Origin of the sequence: Gluconobacter oxydans DSM 3504 (assembly GCF_000583855.1) — a bacterium.
Taxonomy (GTDB): Bacteria; Pseudomonadota; Alphaproteobacteria; order Acetobacterales; family Acetobacteraceae; genus Gluconobacter; species Gluconobacter oxydans.
Window position 1 is genome coordinate 2,576,223 of sequence record NZ_CP004373.1, and the last position, 19,154, is coordinate 2,595,376.

Sequence of the window (19,154 nt, forward strand, 5' to 3'; positions counted from 1 at the left end):
GGGGGATGGCTTCTGAAGAAAGAAATTGGAAAATCAGTCGGTTGTGCGGGGTTCCCTGATCCACTAACACCGGGGCAGTCCCGGAATGGATACTGCGGAACCGGGTATGCGAGGTATTATTGAATTTCCTGTCGTATCTTCCGATCTGTGCTCTTCTTGTCGTGCTTCCGGCGCAGGCTGCATCCTGTCCGGATATGTTCGCTGATGGTGCTGCACCCCAGGTGCTGAATGAAACGCTCCGGATCGGGACGATTCAGCTGTGTAATGCGGATTATGCGGTGCTTGCTTCGGAAAGCACGAAGGGACCGCTGTGGTCGGCCGAGGATCTGACGGAAGAAAATCTGGAAATCGCGGACCGCACACGGCGGCAGGGGAGTTTTTACCCTGATGAGCGTCTTCCTGTGAGGATGCGGGCGGCGCTCGAGGATTACAGGTCTTCGGGTTATGACCGCGGGCACATGACACCCAGCGGGGACGAGCCCGGTGTGCAGGCACAGCAGCAGTCCTTCCTGCTGTCGAACATCGTCCCGCAGACTGCGGAGCTGAACCGGGGGCCTTGGGAAGGGGTGGAGAGTGCTGTCCGGGGTTGGGCGCGGCAGGAAGGGGAAATCTTTGTCGTGACCGGGCCGGTTTATGACCCGGATCAGACCCGGACGATCGGGGTGGGGCGTATTCCGGTGCCTGCCGTGACCTGGAAAGCGATCTATGATCCGGCGGCTAACGGGATGGGGGCGTATGTGTGTCTGAACACGCGCCGTCCGACCTGCCGGATTACGAGTGTGGCGCTTCTGACCGAGCTTGTGGGGATTGATCCGTTTCCCGCACTTCCGGCATCGCTGAAGGATCACGTCAGTGCCATGCCGCCGATCCGGGAAACGCCGGAAGCCCTTTCGAGACAGCCGCGCTCGCGGGAACTGCTGCAGGAATGGGGATCGAAAGCGGCCCAGAAGGCTCTCAAGGCCCTTCTGAAAGCGCTCGTGCAGTAGACGCTGTGTGCGGGAGTGCAGACAGGGCGCGGCATGTTCGTATACTTTTGTTTCTCAAGTCACGAGTATGAATGTTTTATGAAAACCGAAAACGTCATAACTAAAAATTCCTGAAATGGACTAAGGCAGGGTTCTAAATAACGGAATCCGGACTTCATGCTTCATTTTGATCCATCCTCGGCGACGTCGCTTGTCGCACTTTGCCTCTGCTTTGTTCTGGTCTGCGTCTTTGAATTTGCCAATGGCTTTCATGACACGGCCAATGCTGTTGCAACTGTCATCTATACCAATTCGCTCAAGCCGACCGTGGCCGTCGTCTGGTCGGGACTGATGAACCTTCTGGGCGTGATCCTGGGCGGCATTTCCGTCGCCTACGCGCTCGTGGAGCTTCTGCCGCCGGATGTTCTCTCGCCGCCAAGCGGAAATCCGGCCGTTCCGATGCTGGTCGCGCTGTTCGGGACCGCCCTGGCCTGGAACCTGATGACCTGGTGGTTCGGAATTCCGAACTCGTCCTCGCACTGTGTCATCGGATCGCTGGTCGGCATTGCGATTGGTGACTCCTTCGTTCACGCCCGCGAACTCGGTCACAGTGTGGACTGGAGCCAGATATGGAAGGTGCTGCGTGCGCTTGCCGTGTCTCCGCTGCTGGGGTTTGTTGGCGCGCTTTTGCTCTATTTCCTCATCAAATCCCTCGTGAAGATGCCGGAAATGTACAAGGCGCCTACGCCGGAGCAGAAGCCGAACCCGATCGTGCGGGCCGTGCTGGTTCTGACCTGCACGCTGGTCAGCTTTTCGCATGGCAGCAATGACGGTCAGAAGAGCATCGGCCTCATCATGCTGACGATCATCGGCATCATGCCCGCTGCCTTCGCGCTCAATCCGGCTTCTCCGGTCAGCATCGAGCAGATCCGCCAGGACGCGCAGCAGGCCCTGCCGCTGGTCACGCAGTATGACCGTTATTCCTTCAAGGGGGATGCCGTCGCGTCGATCAACCGTCTTTCGCAGACGGAAGGTCCTGCTGAAGCGCCGTCCGAACTGCGTGGTGATGTGTATCAGGTTCTGTCCGGCCTGCGGTCGGTTGCGGCCAACCCGGCAGCTTCTGACGCGGACAGGAAGCTCGCATCCCATCTCGCATCCGAACTGCGTCCGACTGTTGAATATGCACCGGGCTGGGTGCGTCTGCTGAGTGCGCTGTGCCTCGGGATCGGGACCATGGTGGGCTACAAGCGGATTGTGCGGACGCTGGGCGAAGGTATCGGTACGACCCATCTGACGCCGGCGCAGGGTGCTGCGTCCGAGGTTGTGGGTGCAGGCTTGATCATGACGGCGGGCTATACCGGTCTGCCGGTTTCCACGACGCATATCATCACGTCTGGCGTTGCCGGAACGATGGTAGCGGCCGGGTCCGGCATTAACAAAAAGATGCTGACGAAGATCGTGATGGCGTGGCTGCTGACACTGCCGGTGACGGTCTGTGTTGCGGCGGCAGTCTTCTACGTTCTGGCCTGATAGGCCGAACGCTTTGACCGGAGCATGACTGCTCCGGTCCTGATCGGGAAAGGGACGCGATATTGCTATCGCGTCCCTTTTTTATTTCAGACCCCGGCGATCTGCAGAGCCAGCTGTGCCATACGGATGGCGCCTTCGCGGCTGCCTGCTCCGCAGATGAATCGGGCCGGATGAGCAAACACGGCGTCGGACACGCCGGAGACAGCAGCCAGCTTTTCACGCTCCAGCCCGCCCCAGGCTTCGGGAAGGGAGACGCGCTGTCCGAAATCCCCGCGCACGGGCGGGACGGCCTTGACGTTCCACTGCTCCGGACCGGCGGGAGAGACCACGTACACGACGGGCAGGTCATGCTCGAAAATGACCTTTTCGGTCGGCATGCCGGTGCCCATGACAAGGATGCGCTTGTCTTCGGCATTTTCATAAGCCGCCAGAACGCGGTCTGTTGCCTTGAGGCTGGCGCGGACGCGGTCCACGACATTTGTCAGGTGGGATGCAACAGCTGTGGCGGCATTGGCAAAACCGAGGGATTCCCGGGCGCGGGCTTCCTGGCGTCCGTAGAGTTCAGCCGTGTCCCAGGGCGGGCTGCAGGCAGAGACGATATCCGCCAGCGACAGCTTGCCCATCTTGACCACACCATTGTCATCCTGATCGATCGGCAGGATCAGGGACTTGTCGAGGCTCTGCCAGATCAGATCCACCGTAGCGTCATCAATCGGGGTCTTGAGGATGTTACGGATGGCGGCGTGGCCGTAATCCTTCCACAGCAGACCGGCGGCGCTGTAAGGCGTGCCGTCTTCGCGAAGAGGCTTGTCCTTCATGTGGTGGTCGTAGCGGCCATGGGGGGGGTCATAGAGGCCGCCGACGTCGAAGACGATATCGGCCGACTTGATGACATCCGGATTGCGGGTGCGGATGAAGGTCAGGCGGTCGGCAGACTTTTCGTTAAGAACGCGTGCGCGCAGATCACCCTGCGGGGCGAGGGCGTAATGCAGGATGACATAGCCCATGGTCTCGTCGACATGGAAATTGCCCGAATGGGTCAGTGCCGTGACGGGCGCTGCGCCATTTTCGAGACCAATGGGAGTATGTTCGGACATCTTGAGAACCTGCGGCAGGGGAAAGGGGATGAAGTGGCCCCTTCATGCCGCAGGGCAGCCCGGCAGACAACCTTGTCGCCGGGATTGGTTGGTCAGGCGCCGTTTCAGGAAACCTTGTACAGGGCGCAGAGCTTGTTGCCGTCCGGATCGCGCAGATAGGCAAGATAAAGGTCGCCCATCGGGGTGTGACGGATGCCGGGCGGGTTTTCGATCGCCTCGCCACCGTTCTCCACGCCCGCTTTATGCCAAGCATCGACCTGCTCGGGGCTGCTCATGGCAAAACCGATCGTCCCGCCATTGGCAGGAGTTGCGGGCTCGCCGTTCAGGGGCTTCGTGATGACCAGGCGACCGCCGGAATGGGCATAGGTCAGGCGGCCCTTGGCATTGGGTTCGGCCGGTTCGCAGCCGATGACGCCCATTGTCGCATCATAGAATGTCTTGGAACGGGCAATGTCGTTGCTGCCGAGCATGATATGGCTGAACATGAAACTCATTCCTCTATAATACTGGGGAAGGACGGGCGTGCCGTCCCGAAAATTCAGTCGATATTGATATTGCGGATACCACCCGGAATGCGGGTTTTGGAATCACGCGCGACGAAGGACTGCCGGTTGGTATTGTAATCCGGATTTTCCGCCATTGCCTGAAGGGTCATGTCATCGCGTACATCCAGCGCCCGGTCATGGCCGCCATTGTCCTTGCGCGCCGTGGCTGCACAGATGCCGGCAGCGGTGGCGAAGGCATGCGGATTGCCGCCGGCGCCGCTCAGCATCTGCTCACGAATACATTTGCTGTCGGTGTGACCGGTAACCCAGGGCGCTGCGGAGCATGAGGCAAGCAAAAGCAGGCTGGGGAGAAGGACGTAACGCATGACAGAAACCTACTCGTGACGGAGAATGGAGTAAAGCGCGGGATCAGGTTGATCCTGACAGTCTATTGGATCGCGACTTCACGAAAGGTCAATGTCTTTGATGGATCTTCAGGGGAAGGGCTTTTGCCAGCGATCTGGTATCCTTCGCATCATTTGAATGATGGAGAGCAGCCATGACGTCATCCGGGTTTCCGCTTCTGAACGATCCTGACATCCTTCGGGAGATCACGGCCCTGTCCGACCGTTACGAACGGGCCCTGGGCGAGAATGAGCTGCAGGAACTGGACAGGCTGTTTTATGACGGGCCGGAGACGGTGCGTTACGGCGTAGGGGAAAATCTCTATGGCTTCGACGAAATCAAGGCGTTCCGCCGCAACAGGACGGGCGGCTCGCCCCCGCGGGAGGTCCTGCGCCGCGTCATTACCGTCATTGGCAGGGATGTGGCGACGGTGGATCTGGAATTCCGGCGGATCGGAGCGGAGCGTATCGGACGTCAGAGCCAGACCTGGTTCCGGACGCCCGAAGGATGGAAGATCATCGCCGCGCATGTCTCGCTGATGGGCACGGGATCCTGAGTGCCGGGCCTCAGCTTCCGCTGGAGACATATCCTGTGACGGCCCGGTTCCAGGCGAGGATCATGATGCCGAGGAAGGCGAACCCCGCCGCGGGCGAGAGTGCGCCGATCCATGTCGGCATGCCAAGCGGGTCCGGGTGGGCGAGGCTGAACAGCGTCGGATAATAGCAGACGGCCGCGAGGGGCAGGACAAAGGTGATGAAGCGCCGGAGCCAGCGTCCGAACATGGTCAGCGGGTACTGTCCGGCCTCCACGCCGCCATAAGTCAGGACGTTGACGACCTCCAGTCCTTCAACGGTGATGAAGCACAGGGCGGCCTGTCCGATCAGGACGCCGAGGAACATGGCTGCACCGCCCGCGATGGCCCAGGGTAGGACCAGAACGGCGCTCCACTGGACATGCGGGGCGAGCCACAGACCCGCCGCGAGCACGAACAGCCCTTGAAGGAAGCGTCCGATCGGGCGCAGGCGCAGTTCGTGCCCCAGAAGCAGCAGCAGCGTCGAACGCGGGCGCAGGAGGAGGCGGTCAAAACTTCCGGTCCGGACATATTCGCCACCAAAGACCTCAAAGCCTCGCCCCAGGGTTTCGGCGACGGCAAAAGCCACGTTCACAAGACCGTACAGGACGGCGACGGTTCCGATATCCCATCCCGCGATACTGCCGAAGCGATGGAACAGGCTCCAGATGCCGAAGAAGCTGAGGAGTGTCGTGACGAAATTGCCAATGGCCTGAATGACAAAGGTGCCGGGATAGCGGAGCTGCGCCACGATCGAAGCCCCCGCCATGCGGCGATACAGGCCCGGACCGCTGAGCGTGCGGGAAGGAGATTGCGTCATGTCAGGCACCCTGCACCTCCAGCCGGTTTACGGTCTGGCGCATCCACAGACGTCCGAGAAGTGTCAGGGCCGTCAGCCAGAAGATCTGAAGCCCCAGCCCCGTTGTAATACCGCCGGGGATGGGCGTTCCGAGATAGATGCGGATGGGGATGTCGGTAATGCCGGCGAATGGCTGTGCGAGCAGGAACGGCCGGATCCAGTCGGGATAGAGCGGTAGAGGCAGCAGCATCCCCGACAGCAGGACGGCGAGCGGCGTTCCGACGGCATAGCTCCCCAGAGGCGAAAGGGTACGGGCCGTGAGGATATTCCACCACATGACGATGGTCGCGGAGAGCAGGGCGCCGAGTGCGATGGAGACAAGGGCCAGAGCCGCGGAGATCAGGCTGGTGGGGCCGGCCAGGCTCCACGCGCCGAGCCCGACAAGCATCGCGAGAGGACCGGCCACGCAGGCCAGCAGGACAGCACGGGGGACGGCATTGCCCAGCAGTCTCGCCAGGCTGGCAGAGAGCCACCAGTTCCACATATCGACCGGCCGCAGGAGGTCATAGACGATGGCGCCTGTCCGGGCGGCGTCGCCGATGGCGGGCAGGCAGCCGAGCGGCAGAAGCGTGAAGAGTGACTGCTGGATCCAGGTATAGGTCATGGCCTGCCGCAGTGAGAGCGGGGCCTGCACATCCGGAGCGGCATGGTACACTGACGCATAGGCCATCAGGGTCACGGCGCCGAACCACATCTGCGCTACCAGTCCGGCGACGACCGCGATGCGGTATCGCAGACCGATCTTCCATTGCAGACCGAAGGCCGTGAGATAGGGGCGCAGATTCATGCGGCGTGATCCGCATAGAAACGCGTGATGATCTCGTCGATTGAAGGACGGCTGATCCGCAGGTCGTCGAGGCCGGGCAAATGGCCGACATGCGCGACGAGGGCCGGGGCCGGGATCTGGCTCGGGTCGAAAGTGATGGTGAGGCTGTGGGGCTCGCGCGCGGTTTCGTGGGCGCCGGCGGGAAGCGTCAGTTCAGGGGGCGTGTCATGGAAATCGAGCTCCAGAATACGCTCGGACAGCGTCGTGGTGCGAAGATCCTCGAACGGGCTGTCCGCGAGGATGCGACCGTGACCGATGACAATCACACGTTCGGCGAGCGCCTCGATGTCATGCATGTCATGGGTCGTCAGCAGCACAGTCGTGCCCCGGTCCCGGCAGAGTTCGTGTACGAAGGCCCGGACGGCAAGCTTGGAGGGAGCGTCCAGACCAATCGTGGGCTCATCGAGAATGAGGATGTCCGGGTCGTGGATGAGAGAGGCCGCGATTTCGGCGCGCATCCTCTGTCCGAGCGAAAGCTGGCGGACGGACTGGTCCATGATCCCGCCCAGATCGAGCGCATCGGCCAGACGGGCGCGGTTGCGGGCAAAACGCTCCGGTTCCACGCCGTAGATGTCGCGCAGCAAGGCGAGGCCTTCGGCGACCGAAAGATCCCACCAGAGCTGGGTCCGCTGCCCGAACACGACGCCGATCCGCGCAACATGGGCGATGCGGTTTGTCCAGGGCACCAGCCCATTGACCTGCACCTCTCCCGACGTGGGGCGCAAGATGCCGGAGAGGATCTTGATCGCCGTCGATTTTCCCGCGCCGTTCGGGCCGATGAAGCCTGCGATCTGACCTTTCGGGACCGAAAAGGAAATCCCGTCCAGTGCGACGATATCACGCGTTTTTCCCCGCCAGCTGCCTCCTTCGCGGATCCGGTAGGTTTTGCGGAGATTGCTGACCGTAATGGCGTCGGAAGGGGAAGGGGGCGTCTGCATCAGGGCTCCGTCATGAGCGGTAAACATCTGTTTTGTGGAGAGTGGACAGCGGTCAATATTGAAAGCAAGCCGTTTCTGAAGGGGGGCGATGTGTCAGTCGGCTGGCTCAGTGCCCTTTGCGAAAGCGCGTCGAGAGGATGATGGCGGAGACGGTCCGCTCCACGCCTTCCATCTGCCCGATATCGTCAATGGCGCGGTTGATGTTTTCGGTCGTGGCGGCTCCCAGCAGGGCAATCAGGTCCGAGGCACCGCTGACCGCATGCAGTTCCCGCAGTTCGGGCAGCGTTTTCAGATCCCGCTCCACTTTCTGCCGGTGGCGGGGTGTGAGCACGATAGAGACATGGGCGCGCACCAGATCCTCGTCCGGATTTTCGAGAAGCGTATAGCCCCGGATCCGTCCCTGCCGCTCCAGACGTTCCATGCGCCCCTGCAGAGTCGTGCGGGAGATCCCCAGCCTGCGGGCCAGCGCGGCTGTGGGGGTGCGCGCATTGCGGCGCAGGATATCGAGAAGAGCCTGATCGATCGGATCCGTCATTCTGACTGTTATAGACGGCAATCTGCCGTTGGGAATGGCTTTTTGCCGTCATGCTGCCGCTTGAGATCCGTCGTCCCAGCCCCCGATCCTGTCCGTAACACTTCCGGAACAGGATATGATCATGAAGCAGGTTACGGTTGCAGGTGCGGGCAAGATCGGTTCAGCCATTGCGGAGCTTCTTCATCACGGCGGCTATGGTGTGACGCTTCTTGACTGTCATGCGGAGTACCTCAACAGCCTCAAACTGCCTGAAGGGATTGCCCGCAAAACAGCCGATATCGCGCACGGGCTTGATCCGGATCTGCTCAAAGGGCAGTTCGCCGTCCTCTCCGCGCTTCCCTTCCATCTGACGCGGGCTGTCGCCCGCGCCGCCGCCGCGGCTGGCGTTCATTATCTGGACCTGACCGAGGATGTGGCATCCACCCGGGATGTAAAGGCGCTGGCCGAGGGCGCATCACATGCGTTCATTCCCCAATGTGGTCTGGCGCCAGGCTTTGTTTCGATAGCCGCGCATGATCTGGCCGGACATTTCGACGAGATCGATACGATCCGGCTGCGTGTCGGGGCACTGCCGCGTTTTCCGTCCAATGCGCTGGGATATAACCTGACCTGGAGCACGGAAGGCCTCATCAACGAATATATCGAACCCTGTGAGGCGATCGTGGATGGCAAGCGCATCCTCGTTCCCGCGCTTGAGGGCATGGAAAGCCTGGGCGTCGATGGCGTTCTTTATGAGGCTTTCAACACGTCCGGCGGTCTTGGCTCGTTGTGTGAAACCTATGACGGCCGGGTCCGGGAACTCAATTATCGCACCATGCGATATCCGGGCCATCGCGATATCATGAAGGTTCTCCTATCCGATCTTCGCTTGTCGGAACGGCGGCATATCCTTCAGGATATTCTGACCCATGCCATTCCCGGCACGGCTCAGGATCTGGTGGTGCTGTCGGTTATCGTGACGGGGCTACGGGATGGTCGGCAGCAGCAGGAAACGCTGGCCCGGACCATTCATGCGCAGGAGTTCATGGGCGGATACCGGACTGCGATTCAGCTCACGACAGCCGGATCCATCTGCGCGGTTCTGGACCTGCTCGCAGAAGGGAAAATTCCGTCGGCAGGCTTTGTCCGTCAGGAGGATATTCCGCTGTCCGCCTATCTGTCTAACCGCTACGGGCAGGTCTATCAGCCGCAGGGCTGAACTGCCTCATGCGCAGGTCAGGATCCGGACCAGCAGGATGCTGGCACCCAGAAGACCAGCCAGGGACATTGCGACCGTCAGGACCAGCGGTCGTCCCGCCCGGAAGACGGAGCGGATATCGATCCCCAGACCCAGTGCGGCCATGGCCAGAATGGTCAGGAATGTGGCGGTCTGGCTGAGGGGAGTGATGCAGGCTTCGGGAATGATGCCAAGGGACCGGACGATGATCATCGCCATGAAGCCCGCAATATACCATGGAACGAGGCGGAACAGCCTTTGAGCTTTGCCCGTTCCGGAAGGTTTCAGCGGCTGCGTCCGGTCGTTTTTGTGATGAACCGTCAGTGACAGAACGGCGCAGACCGGGCCCAGCATGAGAACGCGCATCAGTTTGACGAGCGTTCCGACATGCAGGGCCGCGGGGCCGAACGGTGCGGCCGCCGCCATGACCTGTGGAACCGCATAGACCGTTAGCCCGGCGACGGCACCATTGGCGATCCCGGACATGTTCAGGAAGGGCAGCAGGACAGGCAGCCCCAGAACGACCGCCAGACCACCTGCTGCGGTGAAGGCGATTGTCGCGCCGACATCCTCGTCTGAGGCCTGAATGGCGGGGGCAGCGGCCATGATTGCGGAATTGCCGCAGATGGAATCGCCACAGGCCACGAGCAGGGTCTGGTTGCGCGACAGGCCATTCATCCGTCCGGCCCAGCAGGTGAAGATCATGCTGAAGATTACCATCCCCAGCACGGCGAGCAGGATTTCAGGTCCAGCAGACCAGACGGCCTGAAGGCTGAAAGTCGTGCCCAGAAAGACGATCGCAATGTTGAGGAGTGTTTTCGAGCAGAACCTGATCCCGCAATTGAAGGTGTCTGCGGGTTTGCGGACGGACCGCAGGATGACGCCCAGGATGAGCGCGATATTCAGGGTCTCCAGAAAGGCTTTACCAGCCAGGATCCGTTCCACGTGCTCGAGACCAAAAGCCGCAAGCGCAATACCGATGCACAGGGCCGTTCCCGGAAAGCGGGACACGAGGCCTCCCGCAGGCGCTAGGGTCTTCACGATATGCTCTCCTTGATCGTGAAGATTTAGGGAGAGAACAATCAATTAATCCAACGCATAAATTTCATGATTCCAATTAGAAAAATCGATTGATTGTGTTATCCATCGTGCATGACCCTAGATCAGCTCCGTCTCTTCATCGCTGTTGCCGAACGCGAACACGTCACTGCTGCGAGCCGGGCGATGAACGTCACCCAGTCCGCGGTTTCGGCGGCTATTGCCGCTCTGGAAGAGCGTTACGGGGTCAGGCTTTTTGATCGGGTGGGACGGGGCATCCGTCTGAGCGAGGCGGGACATCTATTTCTGCCGGAGGCCCGTGCGGTCGTCGCTCAGGCGGCTGCGGCTGAAAATGTTCTGGATGAGATCAGCGGGCTGAAGCGGGGAACGCTTCGTGCTGTGGCGAGCCAGACCATCGCCGCGTACTGGATTCCGTCCATTCTGGTCGCGTTCCGCAGAAAATATCCGCAGATCACGGTCGAACTGGCCGTCAGCAATACCGAAGAAGCCGCGAAGAAGGTCCGGGAAGGGGAGGCTGAACTGGGGATCGTGGAAGCGATTGTCGATGATCCAGCGCTCGCGCAGTGGCCGCTGGGGAAAGACCATCTGACCATTGTGCAGGCGGACGCCGGGGTTCCTGAACATGCTGACAGGGAATGGCTGCGCAGACAGGTCTGGGTGATGCGGGAGCCGGGATCGGGGACGCGGGCCACGCTGGAACACTATCTCCTGCGTCTAGGGATCGCGCCGGATGAGTTGAATGTCAGTCTGGTTCTGCCATCGAACGAGAGTGTACGCACCGCTGTCGAGGCAGGGGCGGGGATTGCTGCACTCTCATCGCTGGTGGTTGCCCCGTCGCTGGTGGCGGGGACGCTTCATGCGGCGTCAGAGGTGCCGGAAAGTCGCTTTTTCTATGGACTGAGGCATAAGGAGCGTTACAGAAGCCCTGCCGCCGATGCGTTTGTGGAGATGATCGATCTCGCGAACAGGGGGCACGGGCCGCAGCCGCAAAGCGGACGCCAGACATGAAAAAAGCCGCCCTTGCGGGCGGCTTCCTGCACATCGGAATGTACATCAGGGTAATCAGATTGCCTTGATGCTCACTGCCGACGTTTTGCCGTTGCGGCCAGACTCGAGCTCGTAAGAGACATGCTGACCTTCGTTGAGGGTGTGCATTCCAGCGCGCTCGAGTTCAGAGATGTGAACGAACGCATCCTGGCCACCGTTGTCAGGCTGGATGAAACCAAAGCCCTTGGTGGAGTTAAACCATTTTACGGTGCCTGTTGCCATAACGAGGCTCCTTTTTAACAATAGCAGTCGTGCACAAGATACGCACGAAATCATAACTCTTAAGGGGAACGAATGACGCAACATGCGTCGAAAACCCACTTAGGAGCACCTGCCGACATCAGATAGACGTTAACTCGCCCCCGGATGCAAGAGAAAAATCTCAGGCAGGGCATTATAATTGTAACCGGAATTCAATATTTTCCTGAACCGGACCATAAATTGGCCCTGAATTCAGGGGTGTGAGACTGTATGTTTGTAAGAAAAACTACGCCTTAATTCTTGCAGACCAGGCGGCATATCGTTTCGATATTAAAGGCAATTCTTTCTTCAAGCGCCTCGGGAGCTGTAAAATCCCGCTCGAAGATTACCGATCCCGTGAAGCGGTTTGTGAAATAATAATAATTGATCGAGGCGATCGTGATGTTCAGCTGGGCTGCGTCAATGCCATCGCGGAAGACGTTTTCCCGAACGCCCCGATCCAGAAGGGACTGGATGCGGCGGACGAATTTCTGACTGATCGTCTTCAGTGTGGGCGAGTTCCGGATATGGGCGGCCTGACAGAGGTTCTCGCTATTCACGAGGGTGATGAACTCGGGATTGGCGATATAGTATTCCCATGTGAAACGGACGAGCGTTTCGAGGGCTGTCCTGGGGGGCAGGTTCTCCAGATCCAGTCTGGTCTCTTCCTCCCGGATGTTGAGGTATTCCCGCTCCAGGACGGTGCGGAAGAGGCCGTCCTTACTTTTGAAATAGTGGTAGAGCATCCTCTTGTTGGCCTTGGCATCGAGGGCGATCGTATCGACGCGCGCGCCTTCAAGCCCGTTTCGGGCAAACTCCTTCTTCGCCGCTTCGAGAATGCGTAATTTCGTGGCCTCAGCGTCCCTGACACGCTTTTTCGTAGAGGAGGACGCTCTGCTTTTCTCAAGGGGCATCAGGGGTTTGTTCCGCTCTCAGTAGGGGCGCTCTTTCTGGGGGAAACCGCCCCAAAAGAAAAGCGGATCATAAAATCACACTTAAAGTACGAAAAAATATCAACGTAACGTGATTTCATGCTGGCGTACCCCTGCGATATGTGTAAGTAACTACACGGTGCGTTACGCGTTAGGAAGTTGGAACCCGAGCGTCTGTGGTCAAATGCAGGTGAGGGTCGTCCGTGATTAAGAATTGCATGTTGTAATATCTCTCGGGGTTTCCAGTTCATAAGAGTAAAACCGGGCTGTTCATCGGAAAAGGGATGGCAGCACCATAGTCAGCAGGAATATTTCTCATGAATGTTGTCTCAAAGACTATATCTTTACCGTTAAAGCCGCGTGAGTTCGGATTCTTTATTGATGGAGAATGGCGCGCAGGTAAGGATTTCTTCGATCGTTCCTCGCCGGCTCATGATGTTCCCGTCACCCGTATTCCACGCTGCACCCGTGAAGACCTTGATGAGGCAGTCGCTGCTGCACGTCGTGCTTTCGAGAACGGAAGCTGGGCGGGTCTGGCAGCCGCGGATCGTGCGGCGGTTCTTCTGAAAGCCGCGGGCCTTCTGCGCGAGCGTCGTGATGACATCGCTTACTGGGAAGTTCTCGAAAACGGGAAGCCCATCAGCCAGGCGAAAGGTGAGATCGATCACTGTATCGCCTGTTTCGAGATGGCGGCCGGCGCTGCGCGGATGCTGCATGGTGATACGTTCAACAATCTGGGCGAGGGGCTGTTCGGCATGGTCCTGCGGGAGCCCATCGGGGTCGTCGGTCTGATTACGCCGTGGAACTTCCCGTTCATGATCCTGTGTGAGCGCGCGCCTTTCATTCTCGCATCCGGCTGCACGCTGGTCGTCAAGCCTGCCGAAGTCACGAGTGCCACAACGCTTCTTCTGGCGGAAGTTCTTGCCGATGCCGGGCTGCCGAAGGGTGTCTTCAATGTCGTGACGGGCACGGGGCGCACGGTTGGTCAGGCCATGACCGAGCACCAGGATATCGACATGCTGTCCTTCACGGGCTCCACGGGCGTCGGCAAGTCCTGTATCCACGCGGCGGCTGACAGCAACCTGAAGAAGCTGGGCCTCGAGCTTGGTGGCAAGAACCCGATCGTCGTGTTCGCTGACAGCAACCTTGAGGATGCGGCCGATGCGGTAGCCTTCGGAATCAGCTTTAACACCGGGCAGTGCTGTGTGTCGTCGAGCCGCCTGATCGTAGAGCGGTCCGTGGCCGAGAAGTTCGAACGTCTCGTCGTGGCAAAAATGGAGAAGATCCGCGTTGGTGATCCGTTTGACCCGGAGACGCAGATTGGCGCCATCACGACGGAAGCGCAGAACAAGACCATTCTGGACTACATCGCCAAGGGCAAGGCCGAGGGCGCCAGGCTGCTCTGTGGTGGCGGGATCGTCGATTTCGGCAAGGGGCAGTATATCCAGCCCACGCTTTTCACGGATGTGAAGCCCTCGATGGGCATCGCGCGTGACGAGATTTTTGGGCCGGTTCTGGCGTCCTTCCACTTCGATACCGTCGATGAGGCGATCGCGATTGCCAATGACACGGTTTACGGCCTGGCCGCATCGGTCTGGAGCAAGGATATCGACAAGGCGCTTGCCGTAACCCGTCGTGTTCGCGCCGGCCGCTTCTGGGTGAACACCATCATGAGTGGTGGTCCCGAGACGCCGCTGGGTGGTTTCAAGCAGTCGGGCTGGGGCCGTGAGGCAGGTCTGTACGGCGTTGAGGAATATACGCAGATCAAATCTGTCCATATCGAAACTGGCAAACGTTCGCACTGGATTTCGTAATGACGAGCGGTTTTGATTACATCGTTGTCGGTGGCGGTTCGGCTGGCTGTGTTCTCGCAGCCCGCCTTTCCGAAAATCCTTCCGTCCGTGTCTGCCTCATCGAGGCGGGCCGGCGGGACACGCATCCCCTGATCCACATGCCGGTCGGCTTCGCGAAGATGACCACGGGGCCGCATACCTGGGATCTTCTGACGGAGCCGCAGAAACATGCGAACAACCGCCAGATCCCCTATGTGCAGGGCCGGATTCTGGGCGGCGGATCGTCCATCAACGCGGAAGTCTTCACGCGGGGACACCCTTCCGATTTCGACCGCTGGGCGGCGGAAGGTGCGGATGGCTGGAGCTTCCGGGATGTCCAGAAGTACTTCATCCGTTCCGAAGGCAATGCCGTGTTTTCGGGCACCTGGCATGGCACGAACGGGCCGCTCGGGGTGTCCAACCTTGCAGATCCAAACCCAACCAGCCGTGCGTTCGTGCAGAGCTGTCAGGAAATGGGGCTGCCCTACAACCCGGACTTCAATGGCGCATCGCAGGAAGGCGCTGGCATCTACCAGATGACGATCCGGAACAACCGGCGTTGCTCGACGGCTGTGGGGTATCTGCGTCCGGCCCTGGGGCGGAAGAATCTGACGGTTGTGACGCGGGCGCTGGTCCTGAAGATCGTCTTCAACGGGACGCGGGCGACGGGTGTGCAGTATATTGCCAACGGCACCCTGAATACCGCCGAAGCGAGCCAGGAAATCGTTGTGACGGCCGGAGCAATCGGAACGCCGAAGCTGATGATGTTGTCGGGCGTCGGGCCTGCTGCGCATCTTCGCGAAAATGGTATCCCGGTCGTGCAGGATCTGCCGGGCGTGGGCGAGAACCTGCAGGACCATTTCGGTGTGGATATCGTGGCTGAACTCAAGACGGATGAGAGCTTCGACAAGTACCGGAAACTGCACTGGATGCTGTGGGCAGGTCTTGAATACACCATGTTCAGATCCGGTCCCGTCGCGTCCAACGTGGTTGAGGGCGGCGCGTTCTGGTACTCGGATCCGTCATCGGGTGTTCCTGATCTCCAGTTCCATTTTCTTGCGGGCGCAGGGGCTGAGGCAGGGGTGACGTCCGTTCCCAAGGGAGCGTCCGGGATTACGCTGAACAGCTATGTGCTACGGCCGAAGTCCCGCGGAACCGTCCGGCTGCGTTCGGCGGATCCGAGGGTCAATCCGATGGTCGATCCCAATTTCCTTGGAGACCCGGCCGACCTTGAAACGTCTGCGGAAGGTGTGCGGCTGAGCTACGAGATGTTCTCCCAGCCGTCCTTGCAGAAGCACATCCGGAAAACCTGTTTCTTTAGCGGTAAACAGCCGACGATGCAGATGTATCGGGACTATGCGCGGGAACATGGCCGGACGTCTTATCATCCGACATGCACCTGCAAGATGGGTCGCGATGACATGTCCGTCGTCGATCCGCGTCTGAAGGTTCATGGGCTTGAGGGCATCAGGATCTGTGACAGTTCGGTCATGCCGTCTCTGCTCGGTTCCAACACCAATGCTGCGACGATCATGATCAGTGAGCGGGCAGCGGATTTCATTCAGGGGAACGCCTGATCCGGGATTTCCCCGTACCACCTGAAAACACGCAATAGCGGAAAAGTCTTGCTGCCATGCCGGGCTTTTTCATTCGGAATTACAGTAACTAACCAGTTATATACAAAGGCATTGGAAGATGACGAAAGTCAGGACAGCGACCGAGGCTGTGAGCCTCATCAGGGACGGAGCCATGGTTGCCGTCAATTCGTCCTCGGGGCTTCTGTGTCCCGACGCGGTTCTTGAGGCACTGGGGCAGCGTTTCGAGGCTACGAAATCTCCGTCTAAACTGACGACCATCCATCCGATTGCCGCCGGTGACATGTTCGGGACCAAAGGCGTGGACCATCTCGCCCGTCCTGGCATGATCACGAAGATCATCGGCGGGTCCTATCCCTCAGGGCCCAGCAATGCCGAGCCGCCGCTGATCTGGCAGCGCATCCAGGCAGAAGATCTGGCCGCCTATAACGTTCCGTCCGGCGTAATTTTCGACATGCTGCGGGAAGGGGCTGCAAAGCGTCCCGGCGTTCTGACCAAGGTCGGGCTTGATACATTCGTAGACCCGAAGCGTGACGGCTGCGCGATGAATGAGACGGCACGGCTGAACCCGCTCGTCCGTCACATGGATTTCGAGGGCGAGGACTGGCTGTACTTCCCGGCGCTGCGTCCGGATGTGGCCATCATCCGTGGCTCAACGGCGGATGAGAACGGTAACCTGACCTTTGAGCAGGAAGGGGCAACGCTCGGTGCCATGGAAATGGCTCTGGCGGCCCATAACAATGGTGGTCTGGTGATTGCGCAGGTTCGTCGTGTCGCGGCGCAGGGCACCCTCAAGCCGCATGACGTCAAGGTGCCGGGTATTCTGGTGGATGTGATCGTCGAAGCGCCGGAGCAACTCCAGACAACCGCAACGGCTTACGATCCCGCCATTTCCGGTGAGATTTTCCGCCCGCTCTCCACGTTCGACATTCCGGACTTTGGCCCGTCCAAAGTCATGGCCCGTCGCGTGGCGCAGGAGTTGAAAGAGGGCTGGGCGGTGAATATCGGCTTCGGTATTTCCGCAAACGTCCCACGCATCCTGCTGGAGGAAGGGCGCCACGGCGCTGTGACCTGGGTGATCGAACAGGGGGCCGTGGGTGGCATCCCGCTGCTGGACTTCAAGTTCGGCTGCGCCAGTAACGCCGAGGCCTTTGTCGCATCGCCACATCAGTTTTCCTATTTCCAAGCAGGTGGCTTCGACTGCTCCCTGCTGTCCTTCCTTGAGATCGGACAGAACGGTTCGGTAAATGTCAGCCGTCTGGCCGCCACACCGCATCGCACGGCGGGGGCCGGTGGGTTCGTCGATATTACAGCGCGGGCCAGGCGCATCATCTTCTCGGGCAATTTCAATGCCGGGGCGAAGATGCATATCGAGGACGGCCGCCTCGTGATCGACAGGGAAGGCAAGATTGCGAAGATCGTGCCTGAAGTGTCTCAGGTCAGCTTTTCCGGCGCCCGTGCTACCGAAACCGGACAGGAGATCACTTATGTGACGGAGCGTTGCGTTCTGAGGCTGCTGGATGGCAAGTTGACGGTCACTGAAATCGCGCCGGGGATCGACTTGCAGCGTGACATTCTGGATCAGGCGACGGCTCATCTCGAGGTGTCGCCCGATCTGAAGGAAATGGACGCGGCCCTGTTCCGTGATGAACCCATGGGACTGACCCTGTGATTTTCGACCCTTGCGCCAGACGGACAGACAGGAACTGACCATGATGCTTCAGGACCGCATGTTTCTGACAGGACTCTTCGACGCTGCCGTTGGTGCGGCGGAACCGGAGCAGATCCTGGCGGCGCATCTGCCCGAGCCCCCGAAGGGTCGGACGGTTGTGGTTGGTGCCGGCAAAGGAGTGGCGCAACTGGCCGCGGCTTTCGAGCGGGTCTGGAGAGGGCCGCTCAGCGGTGTGGTGGTCACGCGTTACGGAAATGTCTGTCCGACGCAGTTCATCCGTGTGATGGAGGCTTCGCATCCGGTGCCGGATGAAGCGGGTCTGAAGGCTACGGAGGCGCTTTTCGAGACGGTAAAAGGGCTGGGACCGGACGATCTTGTTGTGGCGCTCATCTGTGGAGGCGGGTCGGCTCTGCTGCCATCTCCGCCGCCGGGTATGACGCTTGAGGATGAGGCCGAACTGAACCGCGTCCTGCTCGCGTCCGGCGCGCCGATTTCCGTCATGAACAGCATCCGCAAGCAGGTGTCGGGCATCAAGGGTGGGCGTCTGGCGGCCGCGGCGGCTCCGGCGAAGGTCGTGTCTCTGGTGGTTTCGGATGTTCCTTTTGACGATCCTGCGCAGGTGGCCTCCGGGCCCACGGTGCCGGATCTGGGAACGCGCGAGGATGCCCGTCGTCTGGCGAAGACGTGGAAACTGCGCCTGCCCGAAAAGGTCCAGTCATGGCTGGATGGGGAAGAGGGACGTGCACCGCTGGCGACCGATCCGGTCTTCAGCAGGAACGAAGTGCGGGTGATCGCCTCGGCGCATCTTTCGCTGGAAGCGGCGGCCGAGAAGGTTCGGCAGGCGGGGATCTATCCCGTGATCCTGTCGGATGCGATCGAAGGGGAGTCCCGGGACGTCGCGAAGGTTCATGCCGCTCTGGTGCGGGAAGTCATCCTGCGGGGTCGGCCTTTCCGACGCCCGGTCGTCATCCTGTCAGGGGGCGAGACTACTGTAACCATACGCGGGCAGGGCGGCCGGGGTGGACGCAATACCGAGTTCCTTCTGGCTTTTGCGCTGGCGGCGGAAGGTCTGCCGTTTTCGGCTCTGGCGGCAGATACCGACGGGATTGACGGCTCGGAAGACAATGCCGGGGCCTTTGCCGACGGTGTCAGCATGGAGCGCCTGAGGGAGAAGGGATTCAATCCCACAGATCTTCTGATGGAGAACGACGCCTATACCGCGTTCGAGGCGCTGGGAGACCTGTTTGTTCCGGGCCCAACCGGGACAAATGTCAATGATTTCAGAGCCGTACTGGTTCGCTAGGAGCGGCTCGGAAAGCTTCAATAATGATTGATCGGTGAGTGTGGCGA

General features: G+C 60.0%; 19 protein-coding genes. 9 read left to right on the forward strand and 10 right to left on the reverse strand.

Going from position 1 to position 19,154, the window contains the following annotated elements:
• Positions 1-194 precede the first annotated feature (194 nt).
• Both GLS_RS11425 and GLS_RS11430 read left to right on the forward strand, forming a co-directional pair.
• Complete coding sequence (locus GLS_RS11425; protein ID WP_226986581.1) at positions 195-986, forward strand: DNA/RNA non-specific endonuclease; 792 nt, start codon at positions 195-197, stop codon at positions 984-986.
• Between the two features lie 156 nt (positions 987-1,142).
• Positions 1,143-2,495: an inorganic phosphate transporter gene (locus GLS_RS11430; protein ID WP_041112309.1), complete on the forward strand. Its 1,353-nt coding sequence runs from the start codon at positions 1,143-1,145 to the stop codon at positions 2,493-2,495.
• Between the two features lie 86 nt (positions 2,496-2,581).
• On the opposite strand, the gene GLS_RS11435 is transcribed toward GLS_RS11430, so the two are convergent.
• The 3 genes from GLS_RS11435 to GLS_RS11445 all read right to left on the reverse strand — a co-directional run bounded on the left by GLS_RS11435 (position 2,582) and on the right by GLS_RS11445 (position 4,463).
• Positions 2,582-3,592, reverse strand: a complete 1,011-nt coding sequence (locus GLS_RS11435; RefSeq protein ID WP_041112310.1) for an MYG1 family protein — start codon at positions 3,590-3,592, stop codon at positions 2,582-2,584.
• Between the two features lie 104 nt (positions 3,593-3,696).
• Positions 3,697-4,077, reverse strand: a complete 381-nt coding sequence (locus GLS_RS11440; protein ID WP_041112311.1) for a VOC family protein — start codon at positions 4,075-4,077, stop codon at positions 3,697-3,699.
• 53 nt (positions 4,078-4,130) lie between these two features.
• A complete protein-coding gene (locus GLS_RS11445; protein WP_148295931.1) occupies positions 4,131-4,463 on the reverse strand; it encodes a hypothetical protein in 333 nt (110 codons plus the stop codon).
• 173 nt (positions 4,464-4,636) lie between these two features.
• Between GLS_RS11445 and hpxZ the strand changes: the two genes are divergently transcribed.
• On the forward strand, positions 4,637-5,038 hold the full coding sequence (hpxZ, locus tag GLS_RS11450; protein WP_041112313.1) for an oxalurate catabolism protein HpxZ: 402 nt from the start codon (positions 4,637-4,639) through the stop codon (positions 5,036-5,038).
• 10 nt (positions 5,039-5,048) lie between these two features.
• Here hpxZ and GLS_RS11455 read toward each other — a convergent pair whose 3' ends face one another.
• The 4 genes from GLS_RS11455 to GLS_RS11470 all read right to left on the reverse strand — a co-directional run bounded on the left by GLS_RS11455 (position 5,049) and on the right by GLS_RS11470 (position 8,211).
• Entirely contained in the window at positions 5,049-5,873 is an 825-nt protein-coding gene (locus GLS_RS11455) for an ABC transporter permease (protein WP_052327573.1), read from the reverse strand.
• Position 5,874: 1 nt separating this feature from the next.
• Complete coding sequence (locus tag GLS_RS11460) at positions 5,875-6,699, reverse strand: ABC transporter permease (protein ID WP_041112314.1); 825 nt, start codon at positions 6,697-6,699, stop codon at positions 5,875-5,877.
• Positions 6,696-7,676: an ABC transporter ATP-binding protein gene (locus GLS_RS11465; RefSeq protein ID WP_041112315.1), complete on the reverse strand. Its 981-nt coding sequence runs from the start codon at positions 7,674-7,676 to the stop codon at positions 6,696-6,698. The genes GLS_RS11460 and GLS_RS11465 overlap by 4 nt, the downstream gene beginning before the upstream one ends.
• Positions 7,677-7,782: 106 nt before the next feature.
• Complete coding sequence (locus GLS_RS11470) at positions 7,783-8,211, reverse strand: Lrp/AsnC family transcriptional regulator (RefSeq protein ID WP_041112316.1); 429 nt, start codon at positions 8,209-8,211, stop codon at positions 7,783-7,785.
• Positions 8,212-8,332: 121 nt separating this feature from the next.
• Between GLS_RS11470 and GLS_RS11475 the strand changes: the two genes are divergently transcribed.
• Entirely contained in the window at positions 8,333-9,409 is a 1,077-nt protein-coding gene (locus GLS_RS11475; protein WP_041112897.1) for a saccharopine dehydrogenase C-terminal domain-containing protein, read from the forward strand.
• Positions 9,410-9,415: 6 nt separating this feature from the next.
• Here GLS_RS11475 and GLS_RS11480 read toward each other — a convergent pair whose 3' ends face one another.
• Positions 9,416-10,438, reverse strand: coding sequence for a YeiH family protein (locus GLS_RS11480; RefSeq protein WP_226986582.1), 1,023 nt, complete (start codon positions 10,436-10,438; stop codon positions 9,416-9,418).
• Between the two features lie 141 nt (positions 10,439-10,579).
• On the opposite strand from GLS_RS11480, the gene GLS_RS11485 reads away from it, so the two are divergent.
• Entirely contained in the window at positions 10,580-11,494 is a 915-nt protein-coding gene (locus GLS_RS11485; RefSeq protein ID WP_041112317.1) for a LysR family transcriptional regulator, read from the forward strand.
• A gap of 54 nt (positions 11,495-11,548) precedes the next feature.
• Here the strand turns inward: GLS_RS11485 and GLS_RS11490 are convergent, their stop codons facing one another.
• A complete protein-coding gene (locus GLS_RS11490) occupies positions 11,549-11,755 on the reverse strand; it encodes a cold-shock protein (RefSeq protein ID WP_024717199.1) in 207 nt (68 codons plus the stop codon).
• 272 nt (positions 11,756-12,027) lie between these two features.
• Positions 12,028-12,687, reverse strand: coding sequence for a TetR/AcrR family transcriptional regulator (locus GLS_RS11495; RefSeq protein ID WP_041112318.1), 660 nt, complete (start codon positions 12,685-12,687; stop codon positions 12,028-12,030).
• Between the two features lie 335 nt (positions 12,688-13,022).
• Here GLS_RS11495 and GLS_RS11500 point away from each other — a divergent pair, with 335 nt between their 5' ends.
• From GLS_RS11500 to GLS_RS11515, 4 genes are all read left to right on the forward strand, one after another.
• On the forward strand, positions 13,023-14,519 hold the full coding sequence (locus GLS_RS11500; protein ID WP_052327574.1) for an aldehyde dehydrogenase family protein: 1,497 nt from the start codon (positions 13,023-13,025) through the stop codon (positions 14,517-14,519).
• The gene (locus GLS_RS11505) at positions 14,519-16,114 is read left to right on the forward strand and encodes a GMC family oxidoreductase (protein WP_041112320.1); all 1,596 of its coding nucleotides are present in this window, start codon (positions 14,519-14,521) and stop codon (positions 16,112-16,114) included. Before GLS_RS11500 ends, GLS_RS11505 begins: the two co-directional genes overlap by 1 nt.
• 118 nt (positions 16,115-16,232) lie before the next feature.
• Entirely contained in the window at positions 16,233-17,804 is a 1,572-nt protein-coding gene (locus GLS_RS11510) for an acyl CoA:acetate/3-ketoacid CoA transferase (protein WP_041112321.1), read from the forward strand.
• Positions 17,805-17,844: 40 nt separating this feature from the next.
• Positions 17,845-19,107 carry a glycerate kinase type-2 family protein gene (locus GLS_RS11515; protein ID WP_041112322.1) on the forward strand — a complete coding sequence of 421 codons (1,263 nt, stop codon included), beginning with the start codon at positions 17,845-17,847 and terminating at the stop codon, positions 19,105-19,107.
• Positions 19,108-19,154 lie beyond the last annotated feature (47 nt).

Coding starts and splice junctions, on each gene's coding strand:
- GLS_RS11510 (WP_041112321.1), top strand. CDS start 16,233: ATGACGAAAGTCAGGACAGCGACCGAGGCTGTGAGCCTCATCAGGGAC.
- hpxZ (WP_041112313.1), top strand. CDS start 4,637: ATGACGTCATCCGGGTTTCCGCTTCTGAACGATCCTGACATCCTTCGG.
- GLS_RS11430 (WP_041112309.1), top strand. CDS start 1,143: ATGCTTCATTTTGATCCATCCTCGGCGACGTCGCTTGTCGCACTTTGC.
- GLS_RS11505 (WP_041112320.1), top strand. CDS start 14,519: ATGACGAGCGGTTTTGATTACATCGTTGTCGGTGGCGGTTCGGCTGGC.
- GLS_RS11425 (WP_226986581.1), top strand. CDS start 195: ATGTTCGCTGATGGTGCTGCACCCCAGGTGCTGAATGAAACGCTCCGG.
- GLS_RS11455 (WP_052327573.1), bottom strand. CDS start 5,873: ATGACGCAATCTCCTTCCCGCACGCTCAGCGGTCCGGGCCTGTATCGC.
- GLS_RS11490 (WP_024717199.1), bottom strand. CDS start 11,755: ATGGCAACAGGCACCGTAAAATGGTTTAACTCCACCAAGGGCTTTGGT.
- GLS_RS11440 (WP_041112311.1), bottom strand. CDS start 4,077: ATGTTCAGCCATATCATGCTCGGCAGCAACGACATTGCCCGTTCCAAG.
- GLS_RS11515 (WP_041112322.1), top strand. CDS start 17,845: ATGATGCTTCAGGACCGCATGTTTCTGACAGGACTCTTCGACGCTGCC.
- GLS_RS11475 (WP_041112897.1), top strand. CDS start 8,333: ATGAAGCAGGTTACGGTTGCAGGTGCGGGCAAGATCGGTTCAGCCATT.
- GLS_RS11495 (WP_041112318.1), bottom strand. CDS start 12,687: ATGCCCCTTGAGAAAAGCAGAGCGTCCTCCTCTACGAAAAAGCGTGTC.
- GLS_RS11460 (WP_041112314.1), bottom strand. CDS start 6,699: ATGAATCTGCGCCCCTATCTCACGGCCTTCGGTCTGCAATGGAAGATC.
- GLS_RS11485 (WP_041112317.1), top strand. CDS start 10,580: ATGACCCTAGATCAGCTCCGTCTCTTCATCGCTGTTGCCGAACGCGAA.
- GLS_RS11435 (WP_041112310.1), bottom strand. CDS start 3,592: ATGTCCGAACATACTCCCATTGGTCTCGAAAATGGCGCAGCGCCCGTC.
- GLS_RS11465 (WP_041112315.1), bottom strand. CDS start 7,676: ATGCAGACGCCCCCTTCCCCTTCCGACGCCATTACGGTCAGCAATCTC.
- GLS_RS11500 (WP_052327574.1), top strand. CDS start 13,023: ATGAATGTTGTCTCAAAGACTATATCTTTACCGTTAAAGCCGCGTGAG.
- GLS_RS11470 (WP_041112316.1), bottom strand. CDS start 8,211: ATGACGGATCCGATCGATCAGGCTCTTCTCGATATCCTGCGCCGCAAT.
- GLS_RS11445 (WP_148295931.1), bottom strand. CDS start 4,463: ATGCGTTACGTCCTTCTCCCCAGCCTGCTTTTGCTTGCCTCATGCTCC.